Annotated in this window: 15 protein-coding genes; 8 read left to right on the top strand and 7 right to left on the bottom strand. The window is 49.4% G+C overall.

What is annotated here, in order from left to right; translation table 11 throughout:
* Positions 1-71: 71 nt before the first annotated feature.
* Positions 72-998, bottom strand: coding sequence for a DUF808 domain-containing protein (locus K0H60_RS05170; RefSeq protein WP_220057492.1), 927 nt, complete (start codon positions 996-998; stop codon positions 72-74).
* A gap of 295 nt (positions 999-1293) precedes the next feature.
* Between K0H60_RS05170 and rpiA the strand changes: the two genes are divergently transcribed.
* Positions 1294-1953, top strand: a complete 660-nt coding sequence (gene rpiA, locus K0H60_RS05165) for a ribose-5-phosphate isomerase RpiA (protein ID WP_011621766.1) — start codon at positions 1294-1296, stop codon at positions 1951-1953.
* Positions 1954-2044: 91 nt separating this feature from the next.
* Here the strand turns inward: rpiA and K0H60_RS05160 are convergent, their stop codons facing one another.
* Complete coding sequence (locus K0H60_RS05160; RefSeq protein ID WP_220057491.1) at positions 2045-3235, bottom strand: class I SAM-dependent rRNA methyltransferase; 1191 nt, start codon at positions 3233-3235, stop codon at positions 2045-2047.
* Positions 3236-3682: 447 nt separating this feature from the next.
* Between K0H60_RS05160 and bufA2 the strand changes: the two genes are divergently transcribed.
* The 3 genes from bufA2 to K0H60_RS05145 all read left to right on the top strand — a co-directional run bounded on the left by bufA2 (position 3683) and on the right by K0H60_RS05145 (position 5907).
* Positions 3683-4135 (top strand): BufA2 family periplasmic bufferin-type metallophore, encoded by a 453-nt coding sequence (gene bufA2 / locus K0H60_RS05155; RefSeq protein WP_011621764.1) that lies wholly within the window; start codon positions 3683-3685, stop codon positions 4133-4135.
* 78 nt (positions 4136-4213) lie between these two features.
* On the top strand, positions 4214-5095 hold the full coding sequence (gene bufB / locus K0H60_RS05150; protein WP_220057490.1) for an MNIO family bufferin maturase: 882 nt from the start codon (positions 4214-4216) through the stop codon (positions 5093-5095).
* Entirely contained in the window at positions 5092-5907 is an 816-nt protein-coding gene (locus tag K0H60_RS05145) for an HvfC/BufC N-terminal domain-containing protein (protein WP_220057489.1), read from the top strand. The genes bufB and K0H60_RS05145 overlap by 4 nt, the downstream gene beginning before the upstream one ends.
* An 11-nt stretch (positions 5908-5918) precedes the next feature.
* On the opposite strand, the gene K0H60_RS05140 is transcribed toward K0H60_RS05145, so the two are convergent.
* Positions 5919-7052, bottom strand: coding sequence for an endonuclease/exonuclease/phosphatase family protein (locus tag K0H60_RS05140; RefSeq protein WP_220057488.1), 1134 nt, complete (start codon positions 7050-7052; stop codon positions 5919-5921).
* A 679-nt stretch (positions 7053-7731) separates the two neighbouring features.
* On the opposite strand from K0H60_RS05140, the gene K0H60_RS05135 reads away from it, so the two are divergent.
* The 4 genes from K0H60_RS05135 (at position 7732) to K0H60_RS05120 (ending at position 12212) form a co-directional block, all read left to right on the top strand.
* On the top strand, positions 7732-8454 hold the full coding sequence (locus tag K0H60_RS05135; protein WP_220057487.1) for a hypothetical protein: 723 nt from the start codon (positions 7732-7734) through the stop codon (positions 8452-8454).
* Positions 8455-8476: 22 nt separating this feature from the next.
* A complete protein-coding gene (gene mgtE, locus K0H60_RS05130) occupies positions 8477-9850 on the top strand; it encodes a magnesium transporter (protein ID WP_220057486.1) in 1374 nt (457 codons plus the stop codon).
* 292 nt (positions 9851-10142) lie between these two features.
* Positions 10143-11231, top strand: a complete 1089-nt coding sequence (locus tag K0H60_RS05125; RefSeq protein ID WP_220057485.1) for a methyl-accepting chemotaxis protein — start codon at positions 10143-10145, stop codon at positions 11229-11231.
* A gap of 213 nt (positions 11232-11444) precedes the next feature.
* On the top strand, positions 11445-12212 hold the full coding sequence (locus tag K0H60_RS05120) for a substrate-binding periplasmic protein (RefSeq protein WP_220057484.1): 768 nt from the start codon (positions 11445-11447) through the stop codon (positions 12210-12212).
* Between the two features lie 83 nt (positions 12213-12295).
* Here K0H60_RS05120 and carB read toward each other — a convergent pair whose 3' ends face one another.
* The 4 genes from carB to bamJ form a co-directional block, all read right to left on the bottom strand.
* Positions 12296-15520: a carbamoyl-phosphate synthase large subunit gene (gene carB / locus K0H60_RS05115; RefSeq protein ID WP_220057483.1), complete on the bottom strand. Its 3225-nt coding sequence runs from the start codon at positions 15518-15520 to the stop codon at positions 12296-12298.
* 27 nt (positions 15521-15547) lie between these two features.
* On the bottom strand, positions 15548-16708 hold the full coding sequence (gene carA / locus K0H60_RS05110) for a glutamine-hydrolyzing carbamoyl-phosphate synthase small subunit (RefSeq protein WP_088210913.1): 1161 nt from the start codon (positions 16706-16708) through the stop codon (positions 15548-15550).
* A gap of 168 nt (positions 16709-16876) precedes the next feature.
* Positions 16877-17689 (bottom strand): 4-hydroxy-tetrahydrodipicolinate reductase, encoded by an 813-nt coding sequence (dapB, locus tag K0H60_RS05105; protein WP_011716092.1) that lies wholly within the window; start codon positions 17687-17689, stop codon positions 16877-16879.
* Positions 17690-17761: 72 nt separating this feature from the next.
* Positions 17762-18379, bottom strand: coding sequence for a BamJ family beta-barrel-assembly machinery protein (gene bamJ, locus K0H60_RS05100; protein ID WP_011716091.1), 618 nt, complete (start codon positions 18377-18379; stop codon positions 17762-17764).
* Positions 18380-18441: the final 62 nt, after the last annotated feature.

Raw genomic sequence — 18441 nt, 5'->3', positions numbered from 1 at the left:
GAGCACATTCGCACTCGCGTAACTCGGGTTAGCTGACTCAATAGTGGCCAGCAATAAAGGATGAAAACGGATCAGCTACGCAGCTTTTGGAATCCCGTCATCAGCAGCACCGCCACCGCGCCCGCTGCTATACCAAAGAGCGCGTTAAGTATGCTCGGCGTCAGTAACCCAAGCACTGGGCCGACGACGGCAATGGTTTCCACAAATTGCTCAGCATGGTGAATTTGCTCGCCGACCCAATGTAATCCATGGGTCAGAATGCCGCCGCCCACCATAAACATGGCGGCAGTACCAATAATGGTTAAGCTCTTCATCAACACAGGGGCCGCGCTAAGCAGGCCAAAACCCAACTTACGATTAAAGCGAGTAAAGCTCGACTCGCCCTGACGCTGGCTCAGATACAACCCCGCATCGTCCATTTTGACAATCGCCGCGACCAAACCATAAACGCCTATAGTCATCACAATACCGATAATCGCGAGGGTAAAAAATTGCGTCGTTAGCGACTTGTCCGCGACTATGCCTAAGGTGATGGCGATAATTTCTGCCGACAGCACAAAGTCGGTGCGGATCGCGCCCTTCACCTTTTCCTTCTCATAGGCCGCGAGGTCGCTTATCTCGGGTAAGTCAGATTCGGCCTGCTCCGCATGTTTATCTTTTCGATGGCTATAGCTGTGGTGTAATTTCTCGAAGCCTTCAAAACATAAAAACAAGCCGCCGAACATCAATAAGGGGGTCACCGCCCAAGGAATAAAGGCGCTGGTCAACATGGCCGCGGGCACTAAAATCAATTTATTGCGAAACGAGCCTAAGGCGACCGCCCAGACCACGGGTAATTCACGGTCGGCACTCACACCTGTGACTTGCTGGGCGTTTAAAGCCAAATCGTCCCCTAACACCCCAGCGGTTTTCTTGGCCGCGACCTTACTCATCACCGCCACGTCATCCAATATGGACGCAATATCGTCGAGTAAGGTTAATAAACTCGCCCCTGCCATATATACTCCCTTAAACAAATAATGCTGTTTTTATCAATTCTGCTTTTACCATAGTAACTTAGTTAGATTAAGCCCGCCTAGCGAATCGTCAATAGCCAAATGGGCTTTATCTTAGGCGCATCACTCATTTTAACGAGTTCACTTAGTGATTAAATCTGTAAGCACTGTAAACAGGACACTGCACGAGATCACCGCCCAAGATCACAGCTACAGTGCAATAGCACCACACACTTTGATGGAAAAGAGTATACTAAGCCCAGAATTTTTTACTCATTTGCCATTACAGGATGTCAACATGACTCAAGATGAAATGAAAAAAGCCGCTGGCTGGGCTGCTCTCAAATACGTTGAGAAAGACAGCATTGTGGGTGTAGGCACAGGCTCAACCGTCAATCACTTTATCGATGCCCTCGCCACCATGAAGGCCGATATTGAAGGTGCGGTATCAAGCTCTGAAGCCTCAACCCAAAAGATGAAAGCCCTTGGCATCCCAGTTTATGACTTAAACAGCGTCGATAAATTATCTGTGTATGTCGATGGTGCCGATGAAATCAACGGCCATATGGACATGATCAAAGGCGGCGGCGCGGCATTAACCCGCGAGAAAATCGTTGCGGCTGTGGCTGAAAAGTTTGTCTGTATCGTGGATAACACTAAACAAGTGGATATTTTGGGTGAATTCCCACTGCCCGTTGAAGTGATCCCAATGGCGCGCTCTTACGTGGCCCGTGAACTGGTCAAACTCGGCGGCGACCCTGTGTACCGTGAAGGCGTTGTCACGGATAACGGCAACGTGATCCTCGACGTTTACAACCTTAAGATCATCAATCCTAAGGAATTAGAAGAGAAGATCAACGCCATCGTCGGCGTAGTCACCAACGGCCTGTTCGCAAAACGCGGCGCCGATGTGTTATTGGTTGGCACCCCTGAAGGTGTAAAAACCTTTACCGCTTAAGGCAAGGTGAGTCAAAAGACTCCCATGCGAGAAACAAAAATGCCGGTGCAGTTGCACCGGCATTTTTTATGACCCTAGGGCTATTAAGCGATTACCACACTCGAGCCACTAAGCCCTTGAGGTAAAAACCTTCTGGGAAGGCGCTGCCAATCGGGTGATCGCTCGCTTGGCTTAAACGCTCGATAAATTGGATCTCACGTTTGGCATCCAAAGCCGCATCGGCAACGATTTTTTGGAACAGATCCGCTGGCATTAATCCCGAACAAGAGAAGGTCAACAGCACCCCGCCTGGATTTAATAATTGCAGCGCAATCATATTGATATCTTTATAGCCACGGCAGGCGCCATTGAGCTGCGACTTGTTGTCGGCAAACTTTGGCGGGTCGAGTACGATCACATCGAAGGTTTTACCCTCATCGCGGTACTGACGTAGTAACTTAAACACATCAGCTTCGTTGTAATGCACATTGTCATCATTTAAGCCATTGACTCGCATGTTCAAACGCGCGGTATCGAGGGCAAGCGCCGACACGTCGACGTTTTCAATGCTGGCCGCGCCCGCCTTAGCGGCATACAGACCAAAGGTGCCCGTGTAGCAAAAACAGTTCAGAACCGATTTGCCCTTCACAAACCGCGCCGCCATGGCACGGTTGTCGCGCTGGTCGAGGTAGAAGCCAGTCTTATGACCCTTAGTCACATCGACGGCAATCTTAATACCGTTTTCTTCAATAATGACGGGCATCTCAGGCAACGTGCCATGGAGTAAGCCCATGGTAGAGGCTAAGCCTTCTTTCTTACGGGAATCGACGTCAGAGCGCTCGTAAATCGCGCAATCGGGATACAGCTCGGCGAGCACATCGACAATAGTGTCACGCCATACATCGGCGCCCATGCTCAGCAGTTGGCAGACCAACACATTGGCGTATTTATCAATAGTAATACCGGGCAAACCATCGGACTCGGCGGCAATTAAGCGGTAACCGGTTAAGCCTTGCTCACGAATGAGATCGTCGCGTCCCGATTGGGCACGCAGAATACGGCGCTTAAAAAACTCACGGTCGATTTCTTCTTCGCGATCAAAAGTCCAAATCCGCACTTGGATTTGAGACTCTGGAGACCAGGCGCCACGGCCCAACCAATGACCATCATGGGCAACCACATCGACGGTCTCGCCCGCTTCGGGCTTACCTTTAACGTTGTGGATCCCGTTGGAAAAGACCCAAGGATGACGACGCTCAAGGGACTTTTCGCGACCGGGTTTAAGTTTGATTCTGACTGCCATAGTACCGCCTTAAAAAAGTACCGCCTTGCTAAATTGAACCGCCACAACAAACTGCGTTAAGTTCGTCAGGCGCCGTCTTCAAAAAATGGAAGCGGATAATATACCTAATATCGTTTGAGCGCGAGCCATCCACCGTCAACAACGCGTAATAGTGCCGCGCTAAGTGCTGGCGATCATAGCTTAGTTTTCGCCGCAAACCCCACTTACCACAGCCGATTTTTGGCAAACCAGCGCGATTTTCGACGAGATAAACAGGATTTCGCTGAAAGATATTCTCCTCCCTTAAGGTCTTATCCAGTAACAGGACTTAAGCAAAAGCTGCACAAGCAACTAGGCTTATTCCTGTATTTATCCATCCGCTTTATATGCTGCCTATTGGTGCTGTCGTTATAAAAGCAAGCTAATCAACAAGATACTCATATCGTCAGATATGCAAAGGAAGAGACCATGAATAAGAAAGCCCAAACCGCACTTTCAGGTGCAGCACTTGCTATGGCCATGGCTGGTATGGCAAGCCAAGTCAATGCAGCAGAACCCATGACCAGCGCCGACAGTAGCGACCTCGTCCACTGTTATGGCGTGAATACCTGTAAAGGCCATAACGACTGTAAAACCGCAGATAACGCCTGCGCCGGCCACGCCAGCTGTAAAGGCAGTGGATTTGTGGCTATGCCATCCAAAAGTTGTGGCGATGTCGGCGGCAAAGTGGCCGATGATTGGGTAGGCAAAATCGCCAATACCGAGCTAGTGCACTGCTATGGCATTAATACCTGCAAAGGCCATAACGACTGCAAAACCGCAGACAATGCCTGCGCCGGACACGCCAGCTGTAAAGGCAGTGGTTTTGTCGCCACCCCAGCTAAAGCCTGTGGCGACTTAGGCGGTAAAGTCGGCGCCTAAGACAAATAGGTGTTTATCGATAAAGAAGCGGTCGGAATGTAGGCCGCTTCTGCCACTCAGTCAACATAAGGTTTATACATGGATAAGCAGAGTCTCACTCACCCCACCCTAGGTTTTGGTTTAGGACTGCGAACCCAGCACTTCGATCATGTGCTTAGGCATCAGCCCGAGGTCGACTGGTTCGAGATACTCTCGGAAAACTTTATGGTCGCGGGCGGAAAACCCCGCTATTACCTGAGTGAGATTGCCGAGCGTTATCCGCTGGTGATGCACGGCGTATCTTTATCCATCGGCAGCACAGATCCGCTGAATATGGATTATCTTAAGGCGCTAAAACAACTCGCTAATGAAGTGCAGCCCCAATGGATTTCGGATCATATTTGCTGGACCTCCATCCACGGCATCAATAGCCATGACTTATTGCCCCTGCCCTACACCGAGGAAACCGTGAGACACGTGGCCGAGCGCATCGGCATAGTGCAGGACTTTTTAGGCCGCCGCATTCTGATGGAGAACGTCTCCAGCTATTTGTCCTACCAAGATTCCACCATGAATGAATGGCAATTTGTTAACGCGGTAGCCGAGGAGGCCGATTGCCTATTGCTGTTAGATATCAACAACATCTACGTCAGTGCCCGTAACCATCAGTTTCCCCCTGAGGATTATCTGCTGCAAATCGCGCCTAATCGGGTGCAACAATTTCACTTAGCGGGTCACTCGGATTACGGCGACTATGTTATCGACACCCATGATCACGACGTTTGCCCCAGTGTCTGGGAGCTGTATCGGCAGGCATTAACCCGCTTTGGCGGCGTCAGCACTATGATCGAGCGCGATGCCAATATCCCCGAATTTAATGCATTGGAAGCCGAGTTGGCGATTGCTCGCAACATCGCCCGCACCACGTTAGGCGAGTCACATCCTCTGGTTTACAGACCGCGGCAGGAGACGGTGGCATGAGTCAACTTAGCGAGATCCAACAGCAATTTATGGATTATCTGCTGGCAAGCGCCGCCCAAACGCCGATAGCAGAAACTATAGCGAAACCCTTTAGCGACAGAGTTGCCGAGCAAGGCGGCGTTGGCCGTGATATCCGCATGCAGATTTACGCCAATGCCTATCGCATTCGCTTAACCGAAGTCCTCGATACCGACCATGAAATACTCGGCCTGTATTTAGGCGATGACTTATTCGCGCGCATGGCCAATGGCTATATCGTCCACCAGCCCTCACGTTTTACCTCGCTACGCCAATTTGCCGATGCCCTGCCCGACTACTTAGCCAGCGACGCTTTTTTTAGTCAGTATCCGATTATCAGCGATATCGCCAGATTCGAGCGCCGATTACTCAACGCCTTCGATGCCAAAGATGAACAGCGCGCAAGTTTTGCGGCACTGCAATCCTTACCCGCCGATGCTTGGCCCTATTGCCAACTGCGTTTTCACCATAGCGTGCAGCTATTTGAATGTGCCAGCAATGCGGTAGAAACCTGGCAAGCCTTAAAGCATCAACAAGTCCCGCCCGCGCCCGATTATCAAGGTAAACGCGCATGGCTACTTTGGCGCGGCGAGAGCCGTTTAACGGAGTTTATCTCACTTGCAGAATACCAATTAGCCTTGATTCAAGGATTTATTCACGGGGCCAATATTGCCGAGCAATGCGAATTGATGCTGAACTTTTTTGCGCCAGAAGAGGCCATGCAGCAGTTGTTGCAAGCACTGCAAGCTTGGTTTCAATTAGGCTTGATATTGAGTGTTCAGCCGAACAATTAAAGTTTGAGCAGCTAACGCCGCAGTGCTAATTCCACCATCACGGGCGCATGGTCGGTACTATAGGCATCGCGCTCATATTCGGGCCTGACTAAATGTCTATCACAGGTCTGATAATCCACCACCTGTGCCAAACTGCGGCTATCGCGGGCATCAAACTCATTGGAGAGCAACACATAATCCAGCACAGATCCTTTAGGGCCATAGTAATGGGTGGGCGCCCTATGCTCACGGTAATGGACGGCGTTATCGGCTACATTGGCTTCGATAAATAGCTCATAGGCATCTTGTAATCGATAGTGGCCAAACACTTGCGCTAACGCCGCATCGGATAAATGCCCAAGCCCAGCAGCTTTTATATCGTTACTGTGCAGCGTTTCGCCTTGGAGGGTTAACGCATCCAGCGCGCCTAAGGACAAACTATCGTTAAAATCCCCCATCAGGATCACCGGATATTTGGCACTCTGTCTTCTGGCGAGTATGGCATGGAACAGCAATGCCGCCTCAGCCCCCCGCTGCATGGTCGAGGCCCAGCGCCCGAGGGCCTGTTCGGTTAATAACTTAGTCTCTGCGTGTAACTTAAGATCCAACGGCGCATTTAACGACAAGCCCAAGGGATGCGGCTCAAGGGCTAATCCCGGCCGCTTAGATTTAAAATGCACCACATAGCAATCACAGGGGCCAATCTGCGGCACCGCCACCGTCGCCCGTAACACTTTACGACTAAAAGCAAATTCGCTCGACAAGCCCATCGCCGCCACTAAGTGCACCTCGGGTTCGATAGCGTGTACCTCAAGGATAGGGAAGCGAGACGCCAAAGCCACCACAGGGCTTTGGTAGATATAGTCACTGACTAAGGTCGCACTATCGACCACTGCAAAATGAGTGAGTCCCTGCTGCAACGCAAGCTGGCGTAACGGTTCGGGGCTAAACACCTCCTGAAACCCGACAATATCCGGATGATGTTGATTCAATAACTCGCTAAACCACTGGCACTTTTTCTGCCATTGGCCGTGGCTATAGATATTCTCAAAATCGTAAAAGGCTGAGGGCGGCTCGATAAAGTTAAATAGATTCACGGTCGCAATTTTAATATTCGATTGCGTTGACTCAGTTGAACTCGACAATTCTGGGGAATGCTGCGCCACAGTATTATTCCTCTTTAGCCAAATCATGCACTCAACAGCGCCTTTAACGGATTTGCGCGTCAAAATATCTCTTTACCCAACAACTTAGGCAAGAGATGCCATATTAAGGCGTGATAGCCAAGGTTATACCTAAATCGATTGAGTCATCAATCACTGCATGCTCATTGCCACCAGCGACCTAGGCAGGAAAGCCCACAAAACCAACAACAACCCCACTCACAGAGAACATTTAATCACCAAGGCACAACAAGATTAAAACCAACCAACTCAATTCACCCAAAAATAAAAACCATATTCAAACGTAAACATAGCGAATTGGCGTTCGGGTTTGACTTTGCGTTTTCGCGGTTTAGAATCTAGCCACTTTTATCATTGCGGAGACCCACTGTGGGCACACACATAAGTGACAGTAGATGCCCTGTCCAAGTGACAGGATTAAACACCTAGCACTAGCCCGCAATGTTTTTGCTGCTACCTGCTAGGCAGGGTAGTAGCGTGACGCTTCCTCACTCCACTCCCATTTATTCAATTTAAGCTTTTACCATGGCCAATCATGCCCGTGCATGCGCTCGGCTATTGGTTTTATCCGGCCTTGCGCTGGAGCTAGAGTGCTGGCCATTGAATACATCTTCACTCATGTTTTGCCCCAGTAGGCTTCCCTTACTTTGGGAGTTTACCTATGGCTTATATCAAGCATACATCCACCTTAGCTCGGCAACCTTTGGCCCTATTTGGGCTATGCCTTAGCGTCACGGCGAACGCTTCATTGCTGGACCTTGATGATCCCGGCATCGCCGAGCGCTGCGAGCTGCAACTCGGCTGGCAACAACCTAGATCGGATCACTCTGCCTCAACACTCAAAACGGCGGCGACCTGCAACCAAGGACAATGGGAATGGCACTTAGGGTTTGAACATCAACACCTAGGCTTTGAAAATCAACACTTAGCTTTTGAAAATCAAAGAGTCAGCAGCAATAACGAACAGCAAACCGAGCTGGGCATTAAATTGCCCTTGCACGTTGGCACGGGCCCTTGGCAGAGCGCGCTGGCCATGAATCTGCAACACCATCATCAAGACAATCACCCCATTGCCGCAGAAGTGCTCGGCATTATGGGATATCAGATGGCGGAGCTGGATTTACGCCTCTATAGCAATTTGGGCTTTTATCAACACGCGGCTCAGTCGCCGCAACTGATCGCAGGCATCGCCATTGCCTTAGCACCGAGCGCAGATCAGCAATGGGTCGGCGAAATTTATCGCAAGGCACCCGAGGCACACGCCTACCGGCTTGCCTATCAATGGTTACTCAAAAGACAGTTGCAACTCGAATTCAGCCTAGGCAACAACCTTAAGGGAAATGCCCAGCAATTCGGTGCAGATATCACTTTTTTCTTTGGCTAATAGCTCGTTGGGAGAATGACCTATGAACATGAACAACAACCAAAAAAACACTAAGCAAATCATCTTAGCCCTGCAAATCATCCTAGCACAACGCGACAGCGCGAGCATGGTCGCCTTGGCCAAAGAGCGCCATCCCGCGGATATTGCCGCCGCGCTCAGCAGCTTTAGTCAGTCGCAGCAATTAGTATTTTTGCAACTGGCACCGGCAAAAGTTGCCGCCGATTTACTGCGCTATTTAAGCGATGAGCAGCAAGCCGCATTAGTGCAACAGCTTGATAAAGCCACACTATCTTCGCTCTTGCTGACGATGGCGGCGGATGAGCGCGCCGATCTCTACAATCTGCTCGAACCTCAGCAGCAACAACTCTTCTTGCCCGTGTTAGCGCAGGCTAAACGGGAAGATTTGCGCACCTTAGCCGCATACGATAAAACCAAGGTCGGTGCAGCGATGACATCGGATTACACCTTGCTCAATAGTCGACATACCGCCGCCCAAGCGATTGATATGCTCCGCACGGAAACCGCCGACAAAGAAACCATATATCAAGCCTATGTGGTTGATATGTTGGGGCGCTTAATTGGTACCGTCTCGCTACGGCAATTACTACTGGCCCAGCCAGAAGAACGGGTGGTCGATTTCATGAAACCCAACCCCATTGCCTTAGATGCTAACGCCCAATGCCAAGAAGCGGTGCAGATGATCGCCCATTACGATCTGCTAGCTTTGCCCATCATCAATGGCAAGGGGCAATTAGTGGGGATTGTGACCTATGACGATGCGATGGATATTGCCAGCTCACAGGCCGATCTCGAGTTCACCAAAAACGCGGCCATAGGCAATATCGAGCACAATTTAAAGACCGCCAGCATAGGGCTACTCTACCGTAAGCGCGTGGTCTGGTTGGTGATTTTGGTCTTTGGCAATATCTTCTCGGGGGCCGGTATCGCCTTCTTCGAAGATACGATTTCGAGCTATGTGTCTTTAGTGTTCTTTCTGCCTTTACTTATCGACAGCGGCGGTAATGCTGGCTCGCAATCCGCGACCTTAATGGTGCGGGGATTAGCCACGGGCGAAGTGATACTCAAGGATTGGCTCTCATTGCTAGGGCGCGAGTTAGGAGTGGCGGGATTACTCGGTGCCAGCATGGCACTGGCGGTGTCCTTGCTCGGTTTCTGGCGCGGCGGCCCTGAAATTGCCCTCGTCGTCGCACTAACCATGCAAATTGTGGTGATTATTGGCAGCCTGATTGGTATGTCACTGCCCTTTTTACTCAGCAAGTTAAAAATGGATCCGGCTTCAGCCAGTGCGCCACTTATCACCTCAATAGCCGATATCATTGGTGTGCTGGTTTATTTTAGTATTGCCACTATGCTGCTCGACTTGCCGACGGCATAGGTAACTTGAGACTTAAAGTGCCGTTGTTCAATACACTCGTCTAAAGGATAACGGCACAGCTCTAAGCTCAAGATTGATGATGGGAATACAAGGTATTCAGCAATAACTGACTTGTATTCCCTCATTATTAAGCATTTATTTGCTCAAGCTCATAAATCTGCTGTTCTTTTATCAATGAAGTTTGGGCATACACTAATATTTAACCACCAGCAGCTTGCGATTTATTTCAACCTCGCAGGGGTTGCACCATAAAATTAATAAGCTGTCGCCATAACAATAACTAGAGGTTTATATGTGGTTTAACGCTCAACTTAAGTCTGAAAATAACTCTCTCAAGCAACAGCTCATTCAATTACAACAGCAGCATCAACAAGAATTAGATGAACTCAAAACCATCATCCATGAACACGAAACAATGAAACAACAGTCACGCCAAGCGGCCGATCTGTTTACCGAGGTCATAGCCTGCCAAAATCAGGGCGGCGAAATGTTAAATGCGATCCGAGATGGCTTAGCGAGCAGTGCGACTCAACTCACCGAAGAAAAGGATTCACTCTCCGAACTTGATGCCATTTTCGATCAAACTAGGCTCGCCATTGCGAACTTAGGCCAAAGGGCACATGAGATAAACACTCAAGCGAGCCAAAGCATGGAAGCCGTGACCGCTCTTAATGGCACGACAGCGTCCATCAACCAGTTTGTTTCTGCCATTCAAGGGATTTCAGAGCAAACCAACCTACTTGCCCTCAATGCCGCCATTGAAGCTGCCCGCGCGGGCGAAGCAGGCCGCGGTTTTGCCGTGGTCGCCGACGAAGTTAGGCAACTAGCGAGTAAGGCTCACGAGGCCAGCAGCCAGATTGAAAAGTTAGTAAAACAGATAGTTACCCAAGCAAGCGAGATTAAAAATATTGTTAACACCAATCAATCCAGTGCCAGCGATATTGCCGCCTCATCGACACAAATCGGCCACGTGGTTGAGGATGTCCTTCAGCGGTCACATAAAATGCAACAGGTGATCCATAATGCGGCGACCACCTCTTTCCTTAACACCACTAAACTCGACCATGCAGTCTGGAAGAGTAATGTTTACCAACTAATTGAAAAACCAAAGCATGATCATAGCGTTAATTCACATACCGAATGTCGCTTAGGCCAATGGTATTTCAAGGGATTTGGCGCGGAAAATTATCAGCATTTAAACAACTTTAAAGCCCTCGACGCTCCCCATAAGGCGGTGCACGATGCGGGTAAAGCGGCGTTGGCAGCGAGACAAAAAGGCAACTTGTCCGACATGGTTAAACAACTCCATGTGATGGAAGACACCAGTATGCGGGTAGTCCAGTGCATAGACCATTTGATGCATGATGTGTATCAGCGTTAATGGATTTTAATTCCCCAAAGAGCACTCGCTGCTCTTTGGGTTTATTTATCCTGTAAAAGGTAAATTAGTGGCTTAGCCGAGATACCTTTTTCACATTGCTATTTACAAAATAATCTCGGTTAGCTATTGATAGCCGTACACTTATCATCTTTAATTCATTCAGAGCACGCCGTGAGACTCTAATATAACGTTCTAATTTTTTTAGGGTTATTAATGAAATTTTTCACAGGCCTACTGCTATTACTCACCGTTGGCGCCTTTCCCTTGCGCGTAGCAGCCACACTGAATATTTATACCGAAGAATGGGCCCCCATTAGTTTTTCCGTCGACGGCAAACCCGATGGTTTAGCGGTACAAGTGGTGCAAGAAATCCAAAAGCGCGTGAATAATCAGGATCACATCAAGGTGGTGCCCTGGGCACGCGGCTGGAAAATCATGACGGAACAAGCTAATACAGTGCTGTTTACTATGACTCGTACACCCGAGCGAGAGCAGCTGTTTAGTATGATAGGCCCAGTCGCCGTTGGCACGACAAACTTCTACGCACTCAAAAACAGTCAGCTCAACATTAGCTCGATTGATGATGCTAAACAGGCTAAAGCCGTAGGAGTGTATCGCTCCTCCGTTGAGGAACAATTATTAATGGAGCATGGTTTGACGAATCTCGCCCCCTCATCGACGCCACTACTGAGCGCTAAGCAACTGATGAAGCGCCGAATCGATCTCTGGTGCAACGCCAATCTTACCGCCCCAAGTATTCTCGCCGAAGCGGGCGCAAGTATTGATGATGTCAAATCCCTCTACACTATCAGTGCGAATCATCTGTACATTGCCTTTTCGAAGGGAACGCCAAGTGAAGAAATCGATAAATGGAAAGAGGCACTTATCAGCATTAAGGCCGATGGCACCTTTGCACAAATCTATCACCACTGGCTGCCCAATGATGCGCCGCCAATGGAAACCGAGCGCATTGGGCAATAAATTTTGAGCGTAAGTTTTTGAGCGCAAAAACAAAGGCCGGATAACTTAAGTTATCTGGCCTTTTGATTACAGAGGCTTATGGCTTATTTAGCCAATACGCGCTGATGCAGCTCTTGCACTGAGGTCACGTTAGTGCGGTCGTCCGCAGCGTGTGCCATACAAGTGGCGAATGCAGCGTTCATGGTCGTGGTATAGTTCACTTTGTAACGCAGTGCACCGCGACGTAATTGACGAGAGTCTTCAATCGCTTGACGGCCTTCGGTGGTGTTCACAATATAGGTGTACTCACCGTTCTTGATACGGTCAAGAATGTGTGGACGGCCTTCGTGTACCTTGTTCACTAAGCGTGGGTTGATACCCGCTTCACCTAGGATAACCGCAGTACCGTGAGTGGCATCAATTTGATAACCCAGCTCAATCAACTTAGCAGCTAAGTCGGCAACACGTTTCTTGTCGCTGTTACGCACAGACAACAGAGCACGACCAGACTTAGGCACTTCAGAAGTCGCACCTAACTGCGCCTTAGCATAAGCTTCGGCGAAGGTATCGCCCACGCCCATCACCTCACCTGTTGAGCGCATTTCAGGGCCTAACAGTGGGTCAACGCCAGGGAACTTGTTAAATGGCAGTACCACTTCTTTCACTGAGTAGAAAGGTGGGATCACTTCTTCGGTGAAGTTTTGCGCTTTCAGGCTTTGACCTGCCATCACACGGGCAGCAATCTTAGCTAAAGGCACGCCAGTGGCTTTCGATACGAATGGCACGGTACGCGCTGCACGTGGGTTAACTTCAATCATGTAGATTTCGTTATTCTTCACGGCAAACTGTACGTTCATCAGACCGACAACACCCAGCTCCATCGCAAGCTTACGCACTTGTACGCGCATTTCGTCTTGGATAGCTTGGCTTAAGGTGTAAGGAGGCAGTGAACAACCAGAGTCACCTGAGTGAACCCCCGCCTGCTCGATATGCTCCATAATCGCGCCGATAACTACGGTTTCACCGTCACATACTGCGTCGATATCCACTTCGATAGCATCGTCTAGGAAGTGGTCTAACAGTACTGGCGAAGCGTTAGATACGCTGACCGCTTCGTTGAAGTAGCGCAGTAAATCCTGTTGGTCGTAAACGATTTCCATCGCGCGGCCGCCCAGTACGTAGGATGGACGAACAACCAGCGGATAACCGATACGCTCAGCGGCAATCACAGCACCTTCAACGGTGGTGACTGTATCGTTTTCAGGTTGCTTCATTTCCAGACGTTGAATCGCTTGCTGGAAACGCTCACGGTCTTCTGCGCGGTCAATCGCATCTGGGCTAGTACCAATAATGGGCACACCTGCCGCTTCGAGGGCGCGAGCCAGTTTCAGCGGAGTTTGGCCACCGTACTGTACGATAACGCCCTTTGGCTTCTCGATACGGACGATTTCTAGCACGTCTTCTAGGGTAACAGGCTCGAAGTACAGACGATCTGAAGTGTCGTAGTCGGTAGAAACGGTTTCAGGGTTACAGTTCACCATGATGGTTTCATAACCGTCTTCACGCAGGGCTAATGCCGCGTGCACACAGCAGTAATCGAATTCGATACCTTGACCGATACGGTTTGGACCACCACCTAACACCATGATTTTCTCACGGTCAGATGGGTTCGCTTCACACTCTTCCTCATAGGTTGAGTACATGTAAGCGGTGTCGGTGGCAAATTCAGCCGCGCAGGTATCTACGCGCTTGTACACTGGGTGGATATCGAAACGGTCACGCAGTTTACGTACTTCAGTTTCGTTTACGCCAAGGACCGCCGCCAGACGCGCATCGGCAAAACCTTTACGCTTAAGCTTACGCAGCAGTTCTTCGTTAAGACCGGCTAAACCACCTTCGGCCACTTGGCCTTCCAGCTTAATCAGCTCTTCAATCTGAACTAAGAACCATGGGTCGATGTTGGTTAAACGGAAGATTTCATCCAGGGTTAAACCCGCACGCATAGCATCGGCGATGTACCAAATACGGTCACAGCCTGGCTCTTTCAGCTCGAGGCGAATACGCGCTAAGGCATCGGCTTTGGTTAAGTCAGTGATGGGGTCAAAGCCGTGACGGCTCACTTCTAAACCACGCAGGGCTTTTTGCAGTGATTCTTGGAAAGTACGGCCAATCGCCATTACTTCACCTACAGATTTCATCTGGGTGGTTAAGCGATCGTTTGAACCTGCGAATTTTTCAAAGTTAAAGCGAGGTACTTTAGTCACAACGTAGTCGATAGCTGGCTCGAATGACGCTGGGGTACGGCCGCCAGTGATGTCGTTCATCAGCTCATCGAGGGTGAAACCGACCGCTAACTTGGCGGCGATTTTCGCAATCGGGAAGCCCGTTGCTTTAGACGCCAGTGCCGATGAACGTGATACGCGTGGGTTCATCTCGATGATAACCATACGGCCATCTTTCGGGTTGATACCAAACTGTACGTTCGAACCACCAGTTTCAACACCAATCTCACGCAGTACCGCCATAGAGGCGTTACGCATCAGTTGGTATTCTTTGTCAGTCAGGGTCTGCGCTGGCGCAACGGTAATAGAGTCACCGGTGTGCACGCCCATTGGGTCAAAGTTTTCGATAGAACAGACGATGATACAGTTGTCGTTACGGTCACGAACCACTTCCATCTCGTATTCTTTCCAACCAATTAAGCTCTCGTCGATGAGTAGCTCTTTAGTTGGCGATAAATCTAAACCTTGAGAACAGATTTCTTCGAACTCTTCCTTGTTGTAGGCGATACCACCGCCCGAGCCACCCATAGTGAATGATGGACGGATAATACAAGGGAAACCAACGAGGTCGAGTACACCATAGGCTTCTTCCATGCTGTGGGCTATGCCCGCGCGTGGACACTCTAAGCCGATGCTCTTCATGGCTTTGTCGAAGCGGCTACGGTCTTCTGCTTTATCAATCGCATCGGCGGTTGCACCGATCATTTCAACGTTGAATTCAGCCAGTACGCCTTTAGCTTCAAGCTCAAGGGCGCAGTTCAGCGCGGTTTGACCGCCCATGGTTGGCAGAATCGCATCAGGACGTTCTTTGGCGATAATGTTACGTACCACTTCCCATTGGATTGGCTCGATGTAAGTGGCATCAGCCATTTCAGGGTCGGTCATAATGGTGGCAGGGTTAGAGTTCACCAGAATGACGCGGTAACCTTCTTCACGCAGGGCTTTACAGGCTTGAGCGCCTGAATAGTCAAATTCACACGCCTGACCAATAACAATTGGGCCTGCACCTAGGATAAGAATACTCTTTATATCTGTACGTTTTGGCATTGCTTCTCTCTTCTCCTAGCTTGCGTATTACTTAGCGTTCTGACGGTATTGTTCAATAAGCTCGATAAAGTGATCGAACAGTGGGGCCGCATCGTTCGGACCTGGGCTCGCTTCAGGGTGACCTTGGAAGCTGAACGCAGGTTTGTCCGTCAGATGGATACCTTGCAGTGAACCATCGAACAGTGACTTATGAGTCACTTTGATATTGGCAGGTAATGTGGCTTCATCGGCAGCAAAACCGTGGTTTTGGCTGGTGATCATCACGTTACCTTTTTCGATATTGCTCACTGGGTGGTTAGCACCGTGGTGACCAAACTTCATCTTTAAGGTTTTCGCGCCTGATGCCAATGCCAGTAACTGGTGGCCTAAACAGATACCGAAAATCGGCGTATCGGTTTTCAGGATTTGTTGAATCGCTTCAATCGCGTAGTCGCATGGCTCTGGGTCGCCAGGGCCGTTAGAGAGGAACACACCGTCAGGGTTCATCGCTAACACTTCAGCAGCCGATGTTTTTGCCGGAACAACGGTGACATCACAGCCACGGTCAACCAACATACGCAGGATGTTTTGCTTAACGCCATAGTCGTAGGCAACGACTTTGTACTTCAGCGCTTCGGCTGGCGTATCTTCAGGCAAGCCGCCCACTAAACGCCAGCTACCCTTGCGCCATGGGTAGGCTTTGTCAGTCGTCACTTCTTTTGCTAAATCCATGCCCTTTAAACCCGGGAAGGCTTTAGCCGCCGCCAGTGCTTTCGCTTCATCTAAGTCAGCACCTGCCATGATGCAACCCGCTTGGGCACCTTTTTCACGGAGGATTCGAGTTAATTTACGAGTATCGATATCTGCGATGCCAACAACGTTGTTTGCTTTGAGATAATCACTGAGGGTTTGCTGATTGCGGAAACTACTTGCTACGAGTGGAAGATCGCGAATGATTAAACCACAAGCATGAACCCCATTGGATTCGACGTCTTCATTATTGGTACCAGTGTTACCAATGTGGGGGTAGGTTAAAGTTACTATTTGGCGTGAATAAGAGGGATCAGTTAAAATTTCTTGGTATCCTGTCATGGAAGTGTTAAAAACAACTTCACCAACAGAGAGACCATCGGCACCAATTGCTGTGCCAGTGAATACGGTTCCATCTTCGAGTACGAGTAAGGCAGACTTTGTCAACGCGACCTCCATAAAGAGCCAAGCCACTGAAATATAATGTTTTTATGCTATGTTAAGATACCAATTTCCGCTTATTTACGAAATTTTGACAAATTCCAGCGAGTTTACAGGATAAATCCAAACTCGTCTACACCTTGGCATCTGAGTGCAAAAAAAAACGCCAATATGGCGTTTTTTCTGTTAATTCAAACCTAATACCTGCTGCATATCATACAGACCCGGTTTTTGCTCCACTAACCAATGGGCGGCACGCATAGCGCCATTAGCAAAGGTCATACGGCTAGAGGCTTTATGGGTGATCTCTAAACGCTCACCGATATCGGCAAACATGGCGGTATGCTCACCGACTAAGTCGCCTGCACGCACAGTCGCAAAACCGATAGTTTCACGGTCGCGCTCGCCAGTGATCCCTTCGCGGCCATAGACGGCGCATTTTTCGAGATCACGACCTAAGGTCTTGGCAATCACTTCACCCATTTTTAGTGCCGTGCCAGATGGCGCGTCTTTCTTATATCTGTGGTGACCTTCGATAATTTCGATATCGGTGTAATCGCCCATGACCTCAGCGGCCAACTCGAGCAATTTCCACATCAGATTGACGCCCACAGACATATTCGGCGCCATCACCACCGGCGTTTGCTCGGCAAAGGCATTAATCTGTTCTTTTTGAGCATGATTGAAACCAGTTGTGCCGATCACCATGGCTTTCTTATGGCGCACACACCAGTCTAAATGGACAATACTGGCCTCTGGCGCAGTAAAATCAATCAGCACATCAAAGTCATCGGTCGCATAGTCGAGCGAATCCATGATAATGACATTTAACTTACCCACACCGACGAGTTCGCCTGCATCCACGCCAACTAAGCTTGAACCGGGACGCTCGATAGCCGCGCCTAAACGAATGTGCTCTTGATGATAAGCCGATTCAATAAGAGTCCGTCCCATGCGTCCCCCCGCACCGACAATTGCAACTCTCACTTGTCCACCCATTTCAATCTCCTCAAACCTGTTCATCACTTCCATATAAAAACGCCTAAGACTGGCTTAGGCGTTTCAATCACATTAGACGATGTCTAATAACTCGACTTCGAATACTAACGTTGAGTATGGAGGAATAGAAGCACCCGCACCACGCTCACCGTATGCTAAGTGATGTGGAACGAATAACTTTAACTTAGTACCTACTGGCATCAGTTGCAGCGCTTCAGTCCAGCCAGCGATAACGCCAGATACTGGGAATTCAGCTGGTTGACCACGAACTACAGAGCTGTCGAACACGTCACCATTGATGAAAGAACCATGGTAGTGAGTACGTACTGTGTCTTCGTAGGTTGGTTTTGCACCGCTACCTTGAACTAATACTTCGTATTGCAGACCTGAGTCAGTCACGATCACGCCTGCACGCTTAGCGTTTTCAGCTAAAAAGGCTTCGCCTTCGGCAGAAGCTTCTGCAGCAGCTTGCTCTTGAGCCGCTTGAATGCGACGGCTGATCTCAGTGAATGCAACTTGCATATCTTGCATAGATACAGCGCTTTCAACGCCAGCAAATGCATCGGCTAAACCTGCTTGAACGGCAGCAATATCCACACCTTCAAAAGAATTAGCAGCCAGTTGCTCGCCCATTTGACGACCTACACCATAGCTTGCTTGCTGTTCAACAGTACTGAATTTATCAGACATAATTAACGACTCTCAATGTTCAATGGAATTTTGCGCGCCAGTTTATCATAGTTCCACGCCCT

The organism is Shewanella mangrovisoli (assembly GCF_019457635.1).
Classification (GTDB): domain Bacteria; phylum Pseudomonadota; class Gammaproteobacteria; order Enterobacterales; family Shewanellaceae; genus Shewanella; species Shewanella mangrovisoli.
This window is presented reverse-complemented; position numbering and strand designations above follow the sequence as displayed.

Coding starts and splice junctions, on each gene's coding strand:
- carA (WP_088210913.1), bottom strand. CDS start 16,708: ATGGAGGTCGCGTTGACAAAGTCTGCCTTACTCGTACTCGAAGATGGA.
- mgtE (WP_220057486.1), top strand. CDS start 8,477: ATGAACATGAACAACAACCAAAAAAACACTAAGCAAATCATCTTAGCC.
- rpiA (WP_011621766.1), top strand. CDS start 1,294: ATGACTCAAGATGAAATGAAAAAAGCCGCTGGCTGGGCTGCTCTCAAA.
- K0H60_RS05135 (WP_220057487.1), top strand. CDS start 7,732: ATGGCTTATATCAAGCATACATCCACCTTAGCTCGGCAACCTTTGGCC.
- bamJ (WP_011716091.1), bottom strand. CDS start 18,379: ATGTCTGATAAATTCAGTACTGTTGAACAGCAAGCAAGCTATGGTGTA.
- carB (WP_220057483.1), bottom strand. CDS start 15,520: ATGCCAAAACGTACAGATATAAAGAGTATTCTTATCCTAGGTGCAGGC.
- K0H60_RS05160 (WP_220057491.1), bottom strand. CDS start 3,235: ATGGCAGTCAGAATCAAACTTAAACCCGGTCGCGAAAAGTCCCTTGAG.
- K0H60_RS05125 (WP_220057485.1), top strand. CDS start 10,143: ATGTGGTTTAACGCTCAACTTAAGTCTGAAAATAACTCTCTCAAGCAA.
- bufB (WP_220057490.1), top strand. CDS start 4,214: ATGGATAAGCAGAGTCTCACTCACCCCACCCTAGGTTTTGGTTTAGGA.
- K0H60_RS05170 (WP_220057492.1), bottom strand. CDS start 998: ATGGCAGGGGCGAGTTTATTAACCTTACTCGACGATATTGCGTCCATA.
- bufA2 (WP_011621764.1), top strand. CDS start 3,683: ATGAATAAGAAAGCCCAAACCGCACTTTCAGGTGCAGCACTTGCTATG.
- K0H60_RS05120 (WP_220057484.1), top strand. CDS start 11,445: ATGAAATTTTTCACAGGCCTACTGCTATTACTCACCGTTGGCGCCTTT.
- dapB (WP_011716092.1), bottom strand. CDS start 17,689: ATGGGTGGACAAGTGAGAGTTGCAATTGTCGGTGCGGGGGGACGCATG.
- K0H60_RS05145 (WP_220057489.1), top strand. CDS start 5,092: ATGAGTCAACTTAGCGAGATCCAACAGCAATTTATGGATTATCTGCTG.